The organism is Streptomyces sp. a15 (assembly GCF_059026085.1).
Genome location: NZ_JBWLKM010000024.1, coordinates 94,646 through 113,613, shown reverse-complemented (window position 1 = coordinate 113,613; position 18,968 = coordinate 94,646). Strand labels below are relative to the sequence as shown.

At 69.7% G+C, this 18,968-nt stretch carries 17 protein-coding genes and 1 pseudogene; 12 read left to right on the top strand and 6 right to left on the bottom strand.

The window, feature by feature from the left end:
* The first annotated feature begins 16 nt into the window (after window positions 1-16).
* From AC5P09_RS24690 to AC5P09_RS24670, 5 genes are all read left to right on the top strand, one after another.
* Window positions 17-538: an RNA polymerase sigma factor gene (locus AC5P09_RS24690; RefSeq protein ID WP_493875967.1), complete on the top strand. Its 522-nt coding sequence runs from the start codon at window positions 17-19 to the stop codon at window positions 536-538.
* A complete protein-coding gene (locus tag AC5P09_RS24685) occupies window positions 535-1,230 on the top strand; it encodes a hypothetical protein (RefSeq protein ID WP_493875966.1) in 696 nt (231 codons plus the stop codon). The genes AC5P09_RS24690 and AC5P09_RS24685 overlap by 4 nt, the downstream gene beginning before the upstream one ends.
* A gap of 228 nt (window positions 1,231-1,458) precedes the next feature.
* Window positions 1,459-2,235 (top strand): hypothetical protein, encoded by a 777-nt coding sequence (locus AC5P09_RS24680; RefSeq protein ID WP_493875965.1) that lies wholly within the window; start codon window positions 1,459-1,461, stop codon window positions 2,233-2,235.
* Between the two features lie 68 nt (window positions 2,236-2,303).
* A complete protein-coding gene (locus AC5P09_RS24675; protein ID WP_493875964.1) occupies window positions 2,304-2,831 on the top strand; it encodes a hypothetical protein in 528 nt (175 codons plus the stop codon).
* 2 nt (window positions 2,832-2,833) lie between these two features.
* Window positions 2,834-3,214 carry a hypothetical protein gene (locus AC5P09_RS24670; protein ID WP_493875963.1) on the top strand — a complete coding sequence of 127 codons (381 nt, stop codon included), beginning with the start codon at window positions 2,834-2,836 and terminating at the stop codon, window positions 3,212-3,214.
* An 81-nt stretch (window positions 3,215-3,295) separates the two neighbouring features.
* On the opposite strand, the gene AC5P09_RS24665 is transcribed toward AC5P09_RS24670, so the two are convergent.
* A complete protein-coding gene (locus AC5P09_RS24665) occupies window positions 3,296-6,601 on the bottom strand; it encodes a S8 family serine peptidase (RefSeq protein WP_493875962.1) in 3,306 nt (1,101 codons plus the stop codon).
* Window positions 6,602-6,861: 260 nt separating this feature from the next.
* On the opposite strand from AC5P09_RS24665, the gene AC5P09_RS24660 reads away from it, so the two are divergent.
* Both AC5P09_RS24660 and AC5P09_RS24655 read left to right on the top strand, forming a co-directional pair.
* Window positions 6,862-7,344, top strand: a complete 483-nt coding sequence (locus tag AC5P09_RS24660; RefSeq protein ID WP_493875961.1) for an NUDIX hydrolase — start codon at window positions 6,862-6,864, stop codon at window positions 7,342-7,344.
* 210 nt (window positions 7,345-7,554) lie between these two features.
* Entirely contained in the window at window positions 7,555-9,327 is a 1,773-nt protein-coding gene (locus AC5P09_RS24655; RefSeq protein WP_493875960.1) for a TIGR03767 family metallophosphoesterase, read from the top strand.
* A 29-nt stretch (window positions 9,328-9,356) separates the two neighbouring features.
* Here AC5P09_RS24655 and AC5P09_RS24650 read toward each other — a convergent pair whose 3' ends face one another.
* Together AC5P09_RS24650 and AC5P09_RS24645 are read right to left on the bottom strand one after the other, a co-directional pair.
* On the bottom strand, window positions 9,357-9,794 hold the full coding sequence (locus AC5P09_RS24650) for a hypothetical protein (protein WP_493875959.1): 438 nt from the start codon (window positions 9,792-9,794) through the stop codon (window positions 9,357-9,359).
* A gap of 9 nt (window positions 9,795-9,803) precedes the next feature.
* On the bottom strand, window positions 9,804-10,550 hold the full coding sequence (locus AC5P09_RS24645; RefSeq protein ID WP_493875958.1) for a hypothetical protein: 747 nt from the start codon (window positions 10,548-10,550) through the stop codon (window positions 9,804-9,806).
* 198 nt (window positions 10,551-10,748) lie between these two features.
* Here AC5P09_RS24645 and AC5P09_RS24640 point away from each other — a divergent pair, with 198 nt between their 5' ends.
* The 3 genes from AC5P09_RS24640 (at window position 10,749) to AC5P09_RS24630 (ending at window position 14,296) form a co-directional block, all read left to right on the top strand.
* On the top strand, window positions 10,749-11,456 hold the full coding sequence (locus tag AC5P09_RS24640) for a Crp/Fnr family transcriptional regulator (protein WP_493875957.1): 708 nt from the start codon (window positions 10,749-10,751) through the stop codon (window positions 11,454-11,456).
* Between the two features lie 162 nt (window positions 11,457-11,618).
* Window positions 11,619-14,081, top strand: a complete 2,463-nt coding sequence (locus AC5P09_RS24635; protein WP_493875956.1) for an ATP-binding protein — start codon at window positions 11,619-11,621, stop codon at window positions 14,079-14,081.
* 14 nt (window positions 14,082-14,095) lie between these two features.
* Window positions 14,096-14,296, top strand: coding sequence for a hypothetical protein (locus tag AC5P09_RS24630; RefSeq protein WP_493875955.1), 201 nt, complete (start codon window positions 14,096-14,098; stop codon window positions 14,294-14,296).
* Window positions 14,297-14,304: 8 nt separating this feature from the next.
* Here the strand turns inward: AC5P09_RS24630 and AC5P09_RS24625 are convergent, their stop codons facing one another.
* Window positions 14,305-14,523 (bottom strand): DUF397 domain-containing protein, encoded by a 219-nt coding sequence (locus AC5P09_RS24625; protein WP_493875954.1) that lies wholly within the window; start codon window positions 14,521-14,523, stop codon window positions 14,305-14,307.
* A gap of 3 nt (window positions 14,524-14,526) precedes the next feature.
* Entirely contained in the window at window positions 14,527-15,408 is an 882-nt protein-coding gene (locus AC5P09_RS24620) for a helix-turn-helix domain-containing protein (protein WP_493875953.1), read from the bottom strand.
* Window positions 15,409-15,673: 265 nt separating this feature from the next.
* Here AC5P09_RS24620 and AC5P09_RS24615 point away from each other — a divergent pair, with 265 nt between their 5' ends.
* Together AC5P09_RS24615 and AC5P09_RS24610 are read left to right on the top strand one after the other, a co-directional pair.
* Window positions 15,674-16,060, top strand: coding sequence for an ATP-binding protein (locus AC5P09_RS24615; RefSeq protein WP_493875952.1), 387 nt, complete (start codon window positions 15,674-15,676; stop codon window positions 16,058-16,060).
* A gap of 374 nt (window positions 16,061-16,434) precedes the next feature.
* Window positions 16,435-17,682 (top strand): annotated as a pseudogene (locus tag AC5P09_RS24610) (RNA-guided endonuclease InsQ/TnpB family protein).
* A gap of 79 nt (window positions 17,683-17,761) precedes the next feature.
* Here the strand turns inward: AC5P09_RS24610 and AC5P09_RS24605 are convergent.
* Window positions 17,762-18,820, bottom strand: coding sequence for a hypothetical protein (locus AC5P09_RS24605; RefSeq protein WP_493875951.1), 1,059 nt, complete (start codon window positions 18,818-18,820; stop codon window positions 17,762-17,764).
* Between the last annotated feature and the right edge of the window lie 148 nt (window positions 18,821-18,968).

Below are 18,968 nucleotides of genomic sequence, written 5' to 3'. Positions count from 1 at the left end.
AGGGGGGAGAACGCGGGTGCCGATCAGGAGATCCCGGAACACGGCGGACCCGCTCGACGCGGCGCAGGCCGACCGGGTCCGTGCCGTACTGGCCCTCGGCGGGGTTCCGCAGGACGATCTTCAGGACGGCCTGCAGCAGGTACGGCTGCGTCTGCTGGAGCGTCGGGCGCGGGGCGAGGAACCCCCGCGCGACGTCGGGGCGTGGGCCGCGGTGGTGGCGTCGAACATCGCGGTGGACTGGCACCGCGCGAAGCACCGCCAGGAGCGCGTCAGCGAGCGTCTCACCCTGCTGAGTCCGCCGGACGACCAGGTCCAGGGCGGTCCCGAGAACCGTCTCGTGGCGATGGCGGTCGCCGAAGGACTCGACGCCCTGCCGACCGCACAGCGGCAGGCGCTGGTCCTGCGCTACTACGCGGATCTGTCGGTGCCGCAGATCGCCGAACATCTCGGAGTCCCGGTGGGAACGGTCAAGAGCAGGCTGTACGCGGCGGCCAGACTCCTGCGGGAGCGGCTTCAGGTGGAAGAAGAGGTGGCGTGAGGGTGGAGAGGGACGAGCAGCCGGACGAGCAGCTGATGGCGGTCCTCCTGGACGAACCCTCGCCTTCGGAGGGTGGCCTCGCCGCCGACCGGTACACGGCCGCGGAACGGGACATGGGCCTGGTGCGCGAGCAACTGCAGTGGATCGGGGGCGGATTGGCCCGGGAGGGGGCCTTGGGGCCGCCGAGGCGTGCGAGGGCGTCATGGCGGCGGCGGGGTGTGTTCGTGCTGGCGGCGTCGGTTGCCGTCGCGCTGGTCGGCACCGGCGTGCTGTACTCCGTGGCCCACAGCGGCGACGCGGAGGACAGCGGTGCCGAGGCCCGGCTCACCGACGAGGGGATCATCGCCTGCTCCTCGGCGGTCGCCGAGGGCACGGTGGCCCGAGTCGAATCCCTGGACGGCGGCGAGGAGTTCAGGGTTGTCCTGGATGTGGACCGCTACTACAAGCCGGAGAGCGGGAGGCCGCAGCTGACCTTCACCTCCGAAGGAGCCAAGGGGTACTACCGGGCCGGTGTGCGGATGCTGGTCGTGGTCTCCCGGCTCCCGTCGGAGGGACCCGAGACCTACCGGGCCAACGATCCTGTTCCCTCCGAGGACCCGCCCGGGCAGGCGCGCGACGCCCTGGAGTGGGGCCGGCAGTGGGTCGAGAAGGCGCTCCCGGGCGCGGTGGGGCTGGAGTGCCCCGGCGAATGAGGGCGGACCGGCGAATGAGGGCGGACCAGCGAATCAGGTCAGACCGGCGAATGAGGTCAGACCACAACAAGCCGGTGTCCCGGCCCTGTTGGGCCTGAAAAGTTCATTGCGCATTCGATCACCTTTCCTTTACGTTCCCTGTGCGTGATCTTCATGGCAGGTGCATGCCATGCGGTGTGCTGCCCGGGCGTGCGCCTCAGCCGTTCATCACAAGTGGGGGGAAGTGCCGTGAGTACGAACAGGGCAAGGGTTTCGTGGAGAGCCACGGTCGCCGCGGTCGTGGCGAGCGCGGTGATCGGCGTCGGCGCGTGGAGCGCCGTGGGCGAGGAGTCCGGGGGCGGACGGAGTCTCGACACGCAGGCCGAGCGCATCATGCACGGGCGGGAGACCCTCGAGTTCAAGAGCCTGGAGCAGTTGGTCGGATCGACGCCGTACATCGTCAAGGCGACCGTGACGGCCATCCAGCCCGGGCGGAGTATCGGCACCGCGGAGGACGGCGGTGCCGACCAGGCCCGTGACGTCACCCTCTCCGTGGAGACGAGTTACAAGAAGTCCCTGCTGCCGTCCACGCTCGTCGTGGAGGAGTGGGGATGGGACGAGGAGGGCGCGGGCTACCAGGTGGAGAACGTCGCCTGGAGCAAGGTGGGCGACACGGGCTACTACTTCCTCACCCGGAGCACGGTCGCCGACCGCTACAAGCTGGTCAACACCCAGGGGCGGGCCCTGGAGACCGACGACTACTTCCTCAAGTGGTCGGCCGACCCCGAGTCGGAGCTGGTCCAGACCGCGGGCCGGTTCGACTCGATCGAGCTCCACTGGCAGATCAAGTACCTGCTTCAGCCGGAGAACAGCGACCAGCTGGAGACCGTCCAGGAGCCGCCGGCCGCGCCCAGCGCCTCCCAGACGGTGCCGGCGCCCGACGACGGGAGCGAGGAGCCGTACCCCGACGACTCGGTCGACGACGGCTCGGAGCCCAGCCCTTCGGCGACTCCGACGAGCGGATGACCCCGCTCCCGCTCCCGACGCCGCGCACCGCCCTGCCCGCCGCTCGTCCCGACAGAAAGCGAACTCCCGTGCCGAGACTCTCTCCCCGGCTGACCACCTCCTTCGCCCTGGCGGCCGCCCTCACCCTGGCGATCCCCTCCGCGGCCCGCGCCGGCCACGACGACAGCGGGACCGACCCGGACAACAGAAACCAGGCCGTCAAGGGCATCAGCCTGACCGCCAACGGCACCAGCGCCATGAACCACGGCAAGGCCGAACTGGAGCGCAGCGTCATCACCACCTCGTGGGGCGGCGGTGACATCGAGGTCTACGACGGGAACTACGGCGACAGCGACTGGCACGGCCGTACGGACTGCACGAACTGGAACGCGCTGTGGACGTCGTGCGACATCATCCGCGTCCGTCTCAACACCTACTACAGCATCAGCGCCTCCAAGTGGCGCAGCCTCGGCTGCCACGAGTTCGGGCACACGGCGGACCTGGGGCACCGGTCGTCGAGCAACGACACCGACAACAACTCCTGCATGCGGGGCGCTGGTGTCTGGCCCACCCACTACGACCAGCACGACCTCAACGCGATCGCGGCGGGGACCTGACCATGAGAAAAGGCATCCTCGTCACCTCGGTGACCGCGGCGGTGCTCGCGCTCGGCACCACCGGGTTCCTGGTCCTCGACGAGTCGGAGGTGGACGAGTTCAAGGACTCGGCCAAGAGCAGGGCGTTCTGCCGTACGGCGGCCGCGCTGGACCTGCAGAAGAGCGAGGAACTCACCCCGCACAAGCGGATGCACGTCATCGAGGACCTCGACGAGGGCCTGCCGGGCGGCATTTCCGAGGACTTCGACCGGCTGCTCGCCTGGTACGAGCATCCCGAACCGGATCGCGAGGAGTCCGCCCGCCGATCCAGTTACAGGGTGGGCGAGTTCATCGAGCAGGTGTGTGAGGACGTCAACATCGGAGGCATCCGGGCGTCCGAATAGGAAACGCGGAAATGAATGAAGGGGCGGGTGTCCTCCCGGACACCCGCCCCTTCTTCCTTTTGGCTTACATCAGCCCGAGCGCTACGGCGTGACCTTCTCGATCTTCACACTGCCGGTGCCCGCGACCGTGCCGCGGGCGTTGAGCAGCTGGACCTGGCCGAAGAACTCCCGGCCCTCCGGGGCGGCCGCGGCGGCGGTGACGCTGCCGGAGACCGTCGTGGAGGCGCCCGTGGCGAGCTTCACCGGCGTCGAGTCGTCGACGGTGACGCTGCCGAGGGCGGCGGAGAAGAACACGTCCTGGTAGTCGTACGCGGTGGAACCGGCCGGGACCGCGTAGCCGATTACCACGACGGTGTACGTGCCGGCGGCCGGGTCGGCCACGGACACGGACTCCTCCGAGTCGCCGTCGGCGGAGCTGCCGACTTCCTCGCCCGCCGCGTCGTAGACGACGAGGTCGAGGTCGGCGGCCGGGTCGGAGACGTTGCCGATGGTGACGTCCAGGGACTCGGCGCCCTCGGGCACCGCGACCGTGGTGGTCTGGGTCTCGCCGTCCGCGATGGTCGGACGGGCCGTCTTGGCCGAGCCCAGCGGGCCGCCGGCCAGCTTGCCGTCGATCGCGGCGAAGTTGTTCGTCACCTTCCAGGAGGCGGTGGCCGGGGTGCCGACCTTGGCCTCGGGCACGGTCACGGTCTCCGGGTCGAAGACCGCGCCGAGGACGGCGACGTCCAGCTTGTACGGGTTGTCGAGCAGCGGCGACGTACGGCGCGACTCGACCTCGATCTCCCAGACGCCCGGCAGCGGGTCGGCGTACGAACGTACGTCGGGCCTGCAGCCGTTGCCGTCGAGGTAGTTGTTGTAGCAGTTCGGGGTGCTGGTCGAGTCGACCGGAACGCCGTACGGGTGGATGGCGATGAACCGGGTCTGGCTCTTGTCCTTCAGCCCGCCGATGGCGACCTCAAGGGACTTGGCGCCCTCGGGCACGGTCACGAAGTACGACTGGGTGCTGTTGCGCTGGACCGTGTTCGACGCCGCGTAGGTGTACTTGAGCGGCGCGGAGACCACGGCCGTCGTCATGACCAGCTTGTCGATGCCCTCGGTCTTCGGGTCGTCGACCTCGAGGATCGCGCTCTTGAGACCCGCGGACCTCGGCGCGGCCTGGACCTTGACGGTCACCGGCTGGTTCAGCGGCAGCTTCACCTCGTCCGAGCCGACGATCCTGAAGGTGCTCGCCGCGTTGTTCTCGAAGTGCAGCTCGTGGCGGATCGCCCTGTCGGCGCCGGACGTACGGGTGATCGTGACGTCGTACGTCTTCTTCTGACCGGCCTTGAGGCCGCCCTCACGGTCGTACAGACCCGTGCCGAAGCCCGGGGTCTCCAGGAACTGGTCGATCGCGGTGTCCACCGGCGCCTTGACCGTGTAGTCGTGCGCGGTGGCGCCGTCCAGGATGGAGTCCCAGGCGTCGACGACGTTGATGAGGCCGGCCCCCTCCTCGTACGCCTGCACACCACTGATGTGGTCGGCGGTCGAGGTGAGTGCGGTGCGCAGGGTGGCGGGGGTGAGGTCGATCTTCTTCGCCTTGGCGGCGCTCAGCAGCAGCGCGGACGCGCCCGCGGCCTGCGGGGACGCCATCGAGGTGCCCTGGAGCATGGCGTAGCCGGCCGGCAGCGAGTAGCCCGCCTCGGCGACCGGGGCGCCCGGCAGCCAGGTCTGGATGGTGTTGATCGCGGCGGCGGGCGCGACGAGGGTCGGCGTGAAGCCGCCGTCCTCACGCGGACCGCGCGAGGAGAACGGAATCATGGCGTACTTCTTCTCCACGACCGAGCCGTAGTTGGCGGCCCAGGTCTGCTTGGAGATGGACGCGCCGACCGAGATGACCTTGTCGGCCAGGCCCGGGTCGCCGATCGTGTTGGCACCGGGGCCGGAGTTGCCGGCCGAGATGACCAGCTGGACGCCGTAGGTGTCGATGAGGCGCGTGTACAGCTCGGCGCGCGCGTTGTTGCCGTCGTTCAGCGCCGGCAGACCGCCGATCGACATGTTGACGATGTCGACACCGCGGTTGACGACCAGGTCGATCATGCCCTCGGTGAGCGCGACGTTGCTGCATCCGGGACCGAACTCACAGGCACGCGAGGAGACGATCTTCGCGCCCGGCGCGGCACCGTTCATCTTGCCGCCGAACAGGCCGTTCGCGGCGGTGATGCCGGCCACGTGGGTGCCGTGCTCGCTGGAGATCATGCCCATGTTGACGTAGTCGGCCTTGGCGCCGGCGGCGTTGTAGACGACGTCCTTGCGGATCTCGACGACGAACGGGATGCGCTCGGCGACCTCGGTCGCCGGGTTGTCGGTGCCGAAGTAGCCGATCTGGTAGCCGTCCTTGTACGGCTTCATCGGCTGCTCGTCACCGAAGTCGTGGTCGTCGTCGAGGTCGACGCGCACCGTGCCGGCCGCGGCGTCGTACAGCACGCCCCAGACGTCGGTCTTGTCGCCGTCGCGGTTGACGTCGCCGAGCTGGTCGCCACCGGCGGTCGCGGACTCGTAGAAGTAGCTGAACTTGTACGAACCGGACGGAGCGGTGAACGTCTCGGTGGCGCCGCCGCGGGGGGTCGCGGAGAACGCCGGACCGGCCGCCGAGGTGCTCATCTGCAGCCACGAGCCGTCGCCGTCGGAGACCGGGTCGGTCGACGTCACCCAGTCGACGATCTTCCGCTCGCCGGTGGTGGTCTTCTGCATCGCCGGGTGGGCGAGGTCCACACCGGAGTCGAGGATGCCGATGGTGACGCCGCGGCCGTCCGCCTTCGGGTGGTCCTCCACGAAGTCGACGGCGCCCGTCTCGAAGGACGGGTTGTACGGGTTCTCGGCGGGGGTCTTCCTGTTCGGCGCCGGGTAGACGGCCGTGCCGTTGTTCGCGGCGCCCTTGACGGTGTCCGCGGCCGGCGTCGGGTCGTCGAGCGGGATGTCCTGCCGCAGGTCGATGCCGTGCACGGAGGTCAGCTTGGCGGCGGCGGCGATGGCCGAGTCCGCCTTGCCGGTGGGGACCGTCGCGCGGACGTAGCCGAGCTTGTCGTAGGTACGGCCGACCAGGCCGCCCTGGACCGCGTCGAGCTGCTCGGCGACCTTCTCGGTCTGCCCGGGCGCGGTGGCGACCATCATCGTGACGGTCTTGTCGTCGTCGGCCTTGGCCTCGGCTAGGAGGTCGGCGTCGTCGGAGCCGAGCTTGTCGTGGGCGGACTTCACGCCCGGGTCGGCCGCGACGGGCGCCTCGGCGTCGGCGAGGGCCATGGGTATCGGCCCCGCCGCGGAGAGCGCGGCCACCAGACCGGCGGCCACGGCTATCCGGGCCACGCGTCTCGCGCCGGGTATCGGTTCACGCTGGGGGGTGAGGGTCATCGGCATCCCTTGTAGGTAAAGGAACGAGCGGGGGGCGACCGGGGCCGATCGGCCCTGGTCGCGGTGGCCCGGAATGCGATCCCGGACGATCGCACAGCTTTACGCATGGGAAGGATGTTTAGGGAGAGTTGACCGAATCGATATGGGCGGATGGGGAAAACCCCCGATGCCCTTTAGGGAGATGAGTCGCAAACAGGGCAAGTCACCCAGCGGTGCACTTCAGGGCGTAAGCGGCTGCCGACCCGGGTTAACGTCCTTCGATGCGACGGAAGTTGAGGGTGGCGGCCTACGCCCTGTGCGTCCGGGACGGACAACTCCTGCTCTCCCGCTCCCCGGCACCGGACGGCGGCCCGCCCGAGTGGGTCCTGCCCGGCGGCGGCATGGAGCACGGCGAGGATCCGCACGACACCGTCCTGCGGGAGGTGACCGAGGAGACCGGGTACCGCATCGAGGTCACCGGCCTGCTCGGCGTGCACTCGTCCCGCCGTACCCTCCCGCTCCGCTTCGGCCGGACCGTCGACCACCACGGCGTGCGGCTCCTCTACGCGGCCAGGATCACCGGCGGCGACCTCCGCTACGAGATCGGCGGCTCCACCGACATGGCGGCCTGGCACGACCTCGACGCCGTACCGGAGCTGAACCGGGTGGGGCTGGTCGACATCGGGCTGCGGCTGCTGGCCGAAACGACCGCGCAAACGCCCCCGGGAACACCTCCCCTACCCGGAAAGATGAACGCGGAGTAACCGCCTCCGGGCCACCTGAGGAGCGCTCGCGGACGCGCAGGGTAGTCCAAGATCCACGTACGGTGATCGGCGTTGCGCGTTGCCGCCTCGTTCACGCGCAGGTCATCCCCGGTGCCAACGATCCAGTGAGAGCGGGAAGTTCGCGGCAGCCACTGCCGGCGATCGCCCGCGACCACTGCCGACGCAGTTCGCACTCGGGGAGATCGCGCCATGTCGCGCACACGCTCTGTCGCCAGCTCCGCGCTGGGGGTCAACCGCCGTACCGTCCTCGCCGCCACCGCGGCCGTGTCCGTCTCCGCGGGCGTCGGCTACGCCCTGCGGCCCACCGACAGCCGGGCCGCCACCTCCGCCACCTCCGCCTCGGGCGCCGAAGCCGCCGGGGCGCCCGTGGCCCAGTCCCGCACCGCGCCGGCCACGCCCCTGGCGCCGTACACCCGTGGCACCACCCTCGCCACCGTCGCGGCCCCGCGGACGAACTCCGGCTTCCGGCGCCTCGGCAACGGCCCCGGCTGGCGGCGGGGGGTCCGCAACGAGCTCGCCGCCGCCAAGACCGGCCGGGCCGGACGCCGGACCACGCTCGCCGCGTTCGTACAGCTCACCGATCTGCACCTGATCGACGCCCAGCACCCGATGCGCCTGGAGTACATGCGGGCCACGGACATCCACGCCTGGCGGCCGCACGAGGCGCTGACCGTGCACGGCGCGGTCTCCCTCGTCGAGCGGGTGAACGCGCTGCGGGGCGCCCCCGTCACCGGCGCCCCGCTGCACTTCGCGATGACGACCGGCGACAACACGGACAACAACGCGAGGACCGAGCTGGAGTGGTACCTGACCGTGATGAGCGGCGGCCGGATCACCCCCAACTCCGGTGACCCCCGCCGCTACGAGGGCGTCCAGAACAGCGGCCTCAAGCAGTACTGGCAGCCCGACGCGGCCCTGCGCGACACCGACAAGCAGTACGGCTTCCCGCAGCTGGAGGGCTTCCTGGCCGCCGCCGTACGGGAGCTGAACAGCCCCGGCCTCAACCTGCCCTGGTACTCCACCGTCGGCAACCACGACTCCCTGCCGCTCGGCTGCTATGGCCTGGGCGACTCCTGGCTCGCCGAGTACGCCATCGGCGGCAAGAAGCTGATGAGCCTGTCCGCGTCCGAGGCGAAGAAGCTCCAGGACTCCATCAGGAACGGCAAGGACCCCATGGGGACCGCGTTCCGCGACCTCCTCAAGGCACACGTCCGTGACATGCGCTCGGTCACGCCGGACGAGAAGCGCGCCCCGTACACCGCCGCCGACTACCTCAAGGCCCACCTCGACCCGGCCTACCGCGGTGTGGGCCCGGTCGGCCACGGCTACTCCTCCGCCAACGTCGACGCGGGCACCCAGTACTACAGCTTCCGCATCGCCGACGACGTCATCGGCATCAGCCTCGACACCACCGACCCCGGCGGCCACTACAACGGCTCCATCGGGACGGCCCAGTTGAAGTGGCTGGACAAGACCCTGCGCGACAACAAGGACTCGTACGCGGTCGTCTTCAGCCACCACACCAGCACGTCGATGACCAACACCCGCCCCGACCCGGCCCGTCCCGGCGAGAAGCGGCACAACGGCCAGGAGGTCGTCGCCCTCCTCGGTAATCACGCCAACGTTCTTGCCTGGGTGAACGGCCACATCCACCGCAACGCCATCACCCCGCACTACGCCCCCGACGGCCGCTCCTTCTGGGAGATCTCCACCGCCTCCCACGTCGACTATCCCCAGCTCGCCCGCGTCATCGAGCTGGCGGACAACAAGGACGGCACCGTCTCGATCTTCACCACGTGCATCGAGTCCTCGGCCCCCCACCGCACCGACTTCAGCGACCTCTCCCAGACCGGCCTGGCGGCCCTCTACCGAGAGCTCTCCTACAACGCGCCGGGCGCCCGTACGGACCTGGCCGGGGAGGCCAAGGACCGGAACACGGAACTGCTGCTGAAGAAGGGCTGAAGGGCTGACTCTGTTCGGGGCCGCAGCGGTCAGTTCTCCGCTCTCCGAGCCGTCCGCGCCGTCCCGCCGCAGGCGTGCTGGGATCCGTTCTGCACGGCGAACACGGTCGCGGAGTCCCGGGCCGTGTTCGTCTGCTGGAAGATGTGAGCTCGGCGGCCGTCCGCCAGGGTGCCGTCGACGGTGTCGGCCAGGCGGGCGAGGGAATCGCGGCAGGAAGGGTCGCTGTGCAGCAGCGCCGCCAACTCCTGGGTCCAGTAGCCGAACAGCGCTCGCCGTACGTCGTCGGGTGTCGCGGACTCCCGTACCAGCTCGGCGTTGCCGTCGAGTTGGGCCTCCACCGCGGCCTGGCGCCCGCGCCGGAACAGCCCGACGACCGCGCTCCTCGTCTCCTGCCATGCGTCCGTGGCCATCGCCGTGACCACCGCGGCGGCGCCCGCCTGTGCCAGTACGGTCAACTCGTCGTTCACAGTGGCTCCTCACGGCCTTCCAGTGAAGCGGATGTGCATGTCGCCGTTCTGCGTGGCGTTGATGACGCCGTTTCCCGAAGCCCTGTTGACCATCTTCGTGGCGCCGCCCCGCGACCGGTCACGCTGCCTGGGGGCGGCCTTCTCAGCAGCCGCCTTCGGCTCCTGTGGCGGCGTCCACCCGGGCATGTGGAGCCAGGCATCGGCGGTGAGTTCCTTCAAGGTGAACCCCACCTTGTGGAAGGTGGCTGGATCGATGCCCTCGTAGCCGTGCCGTACGGTCTCGTCGTGGAAGTGCTGCGACATCAGCAGTGAGACGGGCACCGTCTCCGGAGCCCGGGCCAGGGCCGTGCGTGCGGGCGGGGCGTCGAGGAGCCGGGCCAGGGTCTCGAGCGGGGCCCCGGCGACCTCGCCCGTCGGCGCGAGGCAGACCTCTCCGGCGTGGAGCGCGACGCGGACCCGGATCCGGGTCTGAGGTTGCCGCGTACGGGCGTTGTGGTCGCGCAGCAGCTCCGCGAGCTCGTGGACGAGCGGGTGGACCAGACTCGCCTTCCGCGTCCCGGCGGGTGCGGTCACGCGCAGACCGTCGCCCAGATCGTCACGTACGCACGCGTCCCAGTCGATGCCGCTGCGCCGGAACGCCTCGCGGAGCATCGTCCGCAGCGCGTCCCGGTTTCGCAGCAGGGCCACGTTTCCCCGCCCCGACGACTTCTCGATGTCCACGGCCAGTACGGCCCGGTACTCCCACTGTGTTTCCATGCGGCCCTTCTCCGGATCGGCGGCGGGGCGCGGCGCGGAGCGCGGGTGTGCGGGCTCCGCGCCGTCCCCCGTACACCAGTGTTGCCCGAGTGGGAGGGTGAACACCTCGTAGGAATACGAGGTGTCGTGGGGAGCCGTGTGGGCCCCGGTGCGCACACTGTGCTCGGGTGGTGTGATCCCGAGGGAGGGGCTGGTGCAATGGAGAGCGCAGAAGCGAGCCGCGTGGTGGGGGACTGGCCGCCGTCGACCATGCTCGGTGGTCTCGGCCCGGCCGATCGCGGCCTGCTGCTCGGGCTGGGGACGCGCATGCCGTACCCGGCAGGGCGGGTGCTCATGCGGGAAGGGGACACGACGGACTTCGTGCTGCTCCTGCTCGACGGCCTGGTCAAGGTCACCGGGTATGCCGACGACGGCCGTGACGCCCTGCTGGCCGTACGGGTGGGAGGAGACGTGGTCGGTGAACTCGCCGCGGTGGACGGACGACCCCGCTCGGCCACGGTGACCGCCTGCGGGCCGGTCGTCGCGCGGAGCGTGACCCGGGCGGACTTCCTCGCCTGCACCCGCCGTGAGCCCCGAATCGCCCACGCCCTCCACCGGACCGTCGTCGCCAAGCTGCGCGCCGCCACCGCCCACCGTGTCACCTTCACCGGCTGCGACGCGGCCACCCGGATCGCCCGGGTGCTGCACCATCTCGCGAAGGCGTACGGCGAACCGGTCGGCGCGGGCGCCGAGATCCGCTGGCCGATCACCCAGCCCGAACTCGCCACCCTGGCGGGCGCGTCGGAACCCAGCGTGCAGAAGACCCTGCGCCTGCTCAGGCAGGCGGGAGTGGTCACGTCGGGCTACCGCTCCATCCACGTCGACGACCTCGACGAGCTCCGCCGGATCGCCGGTCTGGAGTCGTGAACTCCCTTGATTTTCAAGGGAGTTGAGTCCAGTTGTGAGGAACCGGTGGCGAAGATGGATGGGCCCGCGAGAAACCCGTAATTCGACGGGGGTGCGGTGAGCTCCTGTGGCTAGCGTGACGCCTCGACAGACCAGGGCGCGATCACGACATCGGGGGTGGCCATGGCGAGCAACGACGACGAGGACAACGGGCGGACCGAGAACCGGGCGGAAGTCCGCGGGGACGCCCACGGGCCGGTGGTCGCGGGCAACCACAACGTGGTCTTCGACGTGGACAACGGGTCCACGCTGTCCGTGCTCCTGGAGCGCGAGCGGCCGAAGCCGAAGGCACGCGAGCGCGTCGAACTGCCCCCTCGCCGAGGGCGACAAGGAGCCCTGCTGGGCCGGGAGAACGAGCTGGAGCAGCTCAGGGACGCCCTGCGGACCAGCGACGCGGTGCAGCTGTGGGGCCCGCCCGGAGTCGGCAAGAGCGCACTCCTGCGGCACGCGGCCCACGAACTCCCCGGTGGACCACAGGGCGTGCTGTTCCTCGACGCCGCCGGGCGCGAGCCCGAGGACCTCGCCCAGGACATGTTCGAAGCCTGCTACGAGTCCCAGGGCTACGCCCCCTCGCGCACCGAACTGCGCCGGCTGATGGCCGACTTCGAGGTGACGGTGTACGTCGACAACGCCACGTACACCCGGGAACAGCTCGGCACGCTCATGGACGCGGCCCCGAAGGCCACCTTCGTCTTCGCCGCGAGGGAGAGGACGCTGCTGGGCGACGGCACGGCGCTGCGACTGCAGGGCCTCGACTGGGACGCCGCGCAGGAGCTGCTGGCCCGGGAACTGGGCCGGCCCGTGGCCACAGGGGACCAGTGGGACACCGCCGCCGCCCTCTGGACGACCGCGCACGGCCGCCCCCTGCTGCTGCTCCGCGCGGCGGCCCTCTCGCGTCTCGATGCGGCGGGCGAGTCCGTACTGCCCAAGCCCGGCGCGGTCGCGGAGCTGCTGCCCCTGCTGCTCGACCGACTAGACAGGCCGTCGATGCGCGTCCTGCACCTCCTGGCCACCCTCGGCGACGCCGAACTCGCCCCGGAGCACATCGGCGCCCTCAGCGTCGCCCCGGACGCGGCCGCGCTGTGCGCGAGCCTGACCGGGCTCGGCCTGACCGAGGAGACGGAGGAGGGTGGCTGCCGCCTCGTCTCCGACGTCGTACCGGAGCTGGGGCGCGGCGGCGGTCCGGAGCCGGTCCCGATCGACCGGCTGTGCGACCACTTCGCCACCTGGATCGCCCGCCCGACGACCACTCCGGCCGACGTCGCGCGCCACGCCAGGGCCCTGGAGGCGGTCGCCGAACTCGCCGAGCGGGCCGGACGGCCCGACCTCGCCGTCCGGGTCGTACGGGCCGCCTCACCCGCCATCGCCCGCTCCCTCCGCTTCGGAGTCTGGGGCCGCCTCCTCGACCAGGGACTCCCCGCCGCCCAGCGCGCGAACGACCGGCAGGCCGAGGCGTACTTCACCCACGAGCGGGGCATCCGCGCCTTCCTGACCGGCAACCGGGTCCTCGCCGGGGTGCTGCTCGCGGAAGCGGCGGTTCTCTGGCGGCTACTGGGCGACACGCACGGGGTGAACGCGGCGTCGGCGGCCCAGCAGTACATGCCACAGCCCTCGGCCTCGGTGCCCCACACGGACGGGGGCGGCGGGCAGGCGTTGGGCAACGGCTCCGCGCCGGACCCGTCGGCCGCGCAGGGGGCGGGTTCTCCGGGTGCGGATCCGTCGTCGGCGGCGCACAGTGCCACGTCCCCGGGTGCGGATCCGTCGTCGGCGGCGCACAGTGCCACGTCCCCCGGCGTCGACCCGTCGTCGGCCGCGCATACTACGACCGCGCCCGGCGCTGACCCGTCGTCCTCCCTGCACGGCGTGAACTCCCCGCCGGATGTGTCCTCCGCGCACAGCGCGGCGACGCACGCGACCAGCGTCCCCACCGATCCGGTGACGGCCGCCGCCCACCACACGGTCACGAACTCGGCGATGGGCGGCTCCCACACGGCGGCTTCCACGGGCGTCGGGGCCGGAGGCGCGGGAGTCGGGGGAGCGGGCGCGACACAGGCAGCCGCCGCCAGCGCGGCCACGGCCCTCAAGGTGGTCGCGGCGATCGTCGCCGTGGTCATCGGCGGAGTCGCCATCGACCAGTACCAGGCCGAGCAGAACCATGCCACGGACACGTCGGTCATCGACACGCCTTCGGTGGATCCGTATCCGACGGACACAGACCTCTACGAGGAACCGACGGAGGAACCGTCGCCGACTCCGACCGGCCTCGCGGGGGTGTGGTCGTCGAGCCAGAGGGGGACGATGGCGTTCGTCGAGACGGGATGGGGGAGTTACACGTCAAAGGTCGCGGATCCGTGCGGCAACATCACCACTGTGGAGTTCACGGGGAGCGATGACACCTACTCCGCCACGGAGTCGATGTACGACGAGTCCAGCAGTACCTGCGAGGCCATCGGCGAGGTCCGCACGACGATCACCATCGACCCGGACGGACAGTCCGCCGAGGCGACCACGGAACTTGAGTCGGGTGTCAACGACCGGGTCACGTGCTACGCCTGTGGGTCGTACACCATGACCCGAGAGTCATAAGGAGAAGTCCAACCATGTCACGCAACAACTCCGTCCGCATCGGCGGCAACGCTTCCGGCCCTGTCGTGGTCGGCGACAACAACCGCGTCAAGGCGACCCAACCCGCTGAGACGACCCAGACCAACACGGCGAAGGACGACGGCACCGTCTATGCCGCCGCCAACGGAGACATCCACATCCACCACGAAGACGCGGGCGACCAGGAAGAGAGCTGACCGCAGGTTCAGGGGGTGGTGTCGCGGAGGTGGGTGAGGAAGGCGGACCAGGTGGGGGCGGGGAGGAGTAGGGCAGGGCCGGTGGGGGTTTTGGAGTCGCGGATGGCTATGGCGGGGGTGAGGGTGAGGTGGGCGGCTTCTACGCAGTTCTGGCCGGGGTCGCTGTACGACGACTTGAACCAGTCCTGGTTGGGCGCGAGTTCGTGGGCAGAGCGGTGAGTGGGCATGTCCTACAGCTCTCGGTCTAGTCGGTGCAGGAATTCTGGCGTGTCCTCGGGCGGCAGTGCTGATGCTGCCATGGCGTCGAACCGGCGATGGAACCGGTCCACTTCACGAGGCTTGTCCGAGGTGGATACGGACCCCCAGGCGCTGTCGGTCTGGACGCGCGGCGGCAGCTCGTTGCCGAAGTCGAGGATCGCGAAGTCGTTGGTCGAACGGTAGCTCCGGCGGAACGGCAGCGCCTGGATGGTGATGTGGTCCCAGCCCGACAACTTCTCGATCCTCGCGTACTGTTCGCGCATCACCTCAGCACTCCCGACCGGATATCGCAGCGCCGCTTCCCCGAGGATGACGTGCAGCTTGACCGGGTTCTCCCGGGTGAGTACTTCCTGGCGCCGCATCCGCAGCTCCACGCTACTTCGGATGAACTCCGAGGTGTACTCCTCGATCGGCTTGTGCAACTCGTGCGTTGCCAAGGCATAGGCCTCGGTCTGCAGCAGACCGTAGATGACCGTGGGGTGGTAGGCCTTCATGGAGCGGGCCTCGGGTTCGAGTCCGACGAACCCGGGGAGCCCGGCCGGCATGAGCCCTCGGTACTGGGTCAACCAATCCTGTTGGTTGGAATCCCGGTTGAGGTTGATCAGGGACTCGATCACCTCTTCGTCGGTGACCCCGTACTTGTCCAGGAGCTTGCGCAGATCTCCGACGTTCCGGAAGTTCAGGGATCCCGACTCGATCCGCTGCAACGAGGCCTCGGAGATCCGAAGCCCTACGACGGCCTGCCTGCGGGTGAGGCCGCCGCCTCGGTCGCCCCGGGCGCAGTTCTCACGCAACTGTCGGAGCTGTAGGCCGAGTTCGAGTCGTTGCGCCGTCCGCCCACGCTTGGCTGCCATGTGCACCGCCTTCGTGCTCCAGTACGTCTTGCTTGGTTCAGTGTGCAGAGTGTGACAGTCCGTTTGCCTTCCGCGCAGCCGGTTGCGCAGAACTCGGCATAGTCCAATTCTCATCCGCCTGATTAATCATGCGAGTTTCGATTGAAGTCGAATGGGAGGCCCCTTCACTGTGGTTGAGCAGCCCCGGCGCACAGATGGGACCCCCCACATGCTTAACCCCCAGCCCCCAATCCTCATCACTCACGACTGGTCCATGGGCTACCCCATGACCCCTCGCAGCGTCCGTCTCGCCCGCCTCCACATCCGCCGTCGGCTCACGATGTGGGACTGGGCAGGGGACATCGACGACGCCGTGCTGGTCACCTCAGAGCTGGTCACCAATGCCGTGCGGCACGGTCGGCTGCCCGGGCATGAACTGTGGCTGAGAGTCAGGGAGTTGGACGACCACGCGCTGATCATCGACGTGTCGGACCCGGTGCGGGTGTTCCCCGAGCTCAGAGGAGAGGCCGACGGCGAGAGCGGACGCGGACTCCTGGTCGTCGATCAACTCGCCGCCGAACTCGACTGGTTCTTGCGTTCGGACATTGGCAAGACGGTCCGCGCTCGATTCGTGCCCACCACTCAGGCTGTCCTGTCGCCAGCTGTGGAGTGACCGTCGGGCCACTCACTCTCCGGCCAGTACCGTGCCTCCGCGGGCCGCGGCCCGCGTCGAGGGTGCTTCCTCTGGTGGCTTCGGCTACGCCGATTTCACTTCGCTCCACCCTCGACTCGGCCCGCTCCAGTACTGGGAAGAAGCGAGCGAACGGCCCGGAAAGCGAGCGACTGAGGCAGGTTGCGGAGCGGGTCAGCTGCGTAGTGGGCGGGTCCCTCGGTGCACCGAGTAGAGGCGAATGGCGTGTGTTGGGGCGGGCGATGGTCGCGTCATAGTGCTGGCGAGGCCGCCCAGCGGTGTCGGTGACAGCGAACGCCTGTTCTTGTATTCGCTGATTGTGGTGGCTGTGTCGTGATGAGGGGACGGGTGTGCGCATGTCGCACGTACGGTCTCATTGTGGGTGCGGGAGGGGTGGTGTCGTGTCGGTGGTGAAGGGGGCCGAAGAGATCGGGCATGCCCGGTACACGTACCGGCTTCGCTTGTCGTCGACGGCTCGTACGGCGCTGCTGGCGGAGTGGGACCGCTGCCGGTGGATCTGGAACGAGTGCGTTGCTCGTTCTAAGAAGGCCCACCGTGAGGGGGAGAAGTGCGGCCCTGCCCGGTTGGACAGGATGCTGACCGAGGCCCGCACGATGACGCCGTGGCTGGCTGAGGGGTCGTCGGTGCCGCAGCAGCAGCGCATTCGCGACTTCGGCAAGTCCCGTGCCTAGGCACTGAGGGACATCAAGGACCGTCTGCCTCAGTGGCAGCGAGCCGGGATGCCCACGTACAAGAAGAAACGCGAGGCGGACCCGACACTGAACTACACCCGGCGCGGCTTCCGGTTGAAGGACGGCCGCTTGCACCTCGCGGGCGGCATCGTCCTGACCGTGGTGTGGTCGCGGGACCTGCCCGCCGAGCCGTCCAGCGTGCGCGTGTATCGCGACAGCGTCGGCCACTGGTACGCATCGTTCGTCGTTCCCGCCGAAGTCCAACCGCTGCCGGAGACCGGCCGCATGATCGGGATCGACTGGGGTGTGAAGGAGACCGCGACCACCACGTCGGATGCCCACGACCTCCCCCACGCCCAGCACGGCAAGAAGGCCAAGACGAAGCTGACCCGCTACGACCGGATGATGGCCCGCCGCAAACCCGCCAAAGGGCAAGCGGCGTCGAAGAGCTACCGCGAGGCGAAGAAGCTGCGGGCGAAGACGTACCAGAAGATCGCCCGGCAGCGGCAGGACACCGGCCGCAAGTGGGCCAAACGCGTTGTGCGCGACCACGACGCCATCGCGGTGGAGGACTTCCGGCCGAAGTTCCTCGCCAGGACCACCATGGCGCGCAAGGCGGCCGACGCCGCCATCGGCGCCACCAAGAAGGCACTGCTGGAGATAGGCCGCAAGCACGGGCGGGACGTCCGCCTGGTGCACCCCGCGCACACCACCATGGATTGCGCATCGTGCGGAGCGAGAACCAAGCACGCACTTCCTCTTTCGGAACGTACCTACACTTGCACCGCGTGCGGAGCCGTGTCCCCCAGGGACAAGAACTCCGCAAAAGTGATGCTCGTCCGGGCTGGTCTGGACCCGGCTGGTGTCGAGGGCGTAAGACCTCCTGGCGCGCTGCTCCAGGAGGCGGCCTGAGCCAGGAATCCCCTCGTCCGTAAGAGGGAGCAGTCAATACCGGGGCAGTACCACGAAATACGTGGCCGGTCCGCGATTGTCAACGGGGCAGCACCACGACATACGCCGCCGGCTCGCGGTCGCCGGACGCCATGAGTGCCGTGCGGACCACTGCCGCCTGCTGCTCCAGCGCGTCCCTGAGCTTCTTCGGGGTGATGTGGACGACCGTGATGCCGAGGCGCTCCAGGTGCTCGCGCTTGCGGGCGTATTCGGCCCAGAGGGCGTCGTCGTCCTGCCGATGGCCTTTGCGGGGGGCGCGGGTGTCGAGTTCCACCGCGACCGCCTGCTCGGGCCAGTACGCGTCGAGGCCGCCGAGGTGCGGGCCGCCGGGGAGCCGCAGGTCCACGTTCCAGACCGGGTCCGGGAGGCCGTACGCACTCACCATCGTGTACAGGCGGTACTCCGCGATCGCCCGGCCCTCCGCCAGCAGCGAGTCCACCGCGTCGACCACGTGCGGGTGGCTCAGCAGCTTGGCGTTGTTCAACTCCCGTACCACCGCGGCGGGTTCGCAGTGGCCCCCGCGTACCGCCTCGGTCAGCAGCCGGCATACGGCGCCCCCGTCCGTCAGTTCGGTCACCGCGTCGGCGAGGGCGACCGGGACGGGGGCGACCGGGACGCCGGTGACCTGCTGCGGGGTGGGCATGGATGCCGTACGGACGATGCGGGCGCAGCCCGTCGAGCGGAGCCGGCGCAGGCGGGGGACCAGGACGTCGATGCGGTCCAGGGCCGTCAGCGGGGGTGTGGCGGAGAAGCCGTGCAGGGTGAGGGCCGCCAGGCCCGTGATCATCGCCTCCGCGTACACGGGGCGGTGCGGTTCCTCCGCGCCCGGCTGGGCCGGGACGCCTGCCGTCCGCTCCTTCGCCGCGTACATCAGCACCGCGTGCAGCCGCTCCTCGCTGGTCGGCGGGCCGGGGCGGAGCAGGAAGACGCCGGGGAGCAGCTGCTGCCAGGGGCCGCCGGGGCGGCACTGCTCGTTCGTCTCGGCCGGGGTGACGCCGTGCGAGCGGAGGGCCGCGGCCGTCACGACGCGGCGGTGCACCTCGGCGAGGTGGTGCAGGGGGCGGGGGGAGACCGGCGGGACCGGGGTTTTGTGGTTCATGGCGTGGAGATTGCCGCGGTCCGCCGGCCTTCTAACCGCTGTTACACGCTCGTCGACAAATCCCAACAAGGCAGAACTAAAGGACAGTTGTTCGGATGCCGAGTAGGTACGGAAAACCCCTGGCCCGTTCGGGTGGGACCAGGGGTTA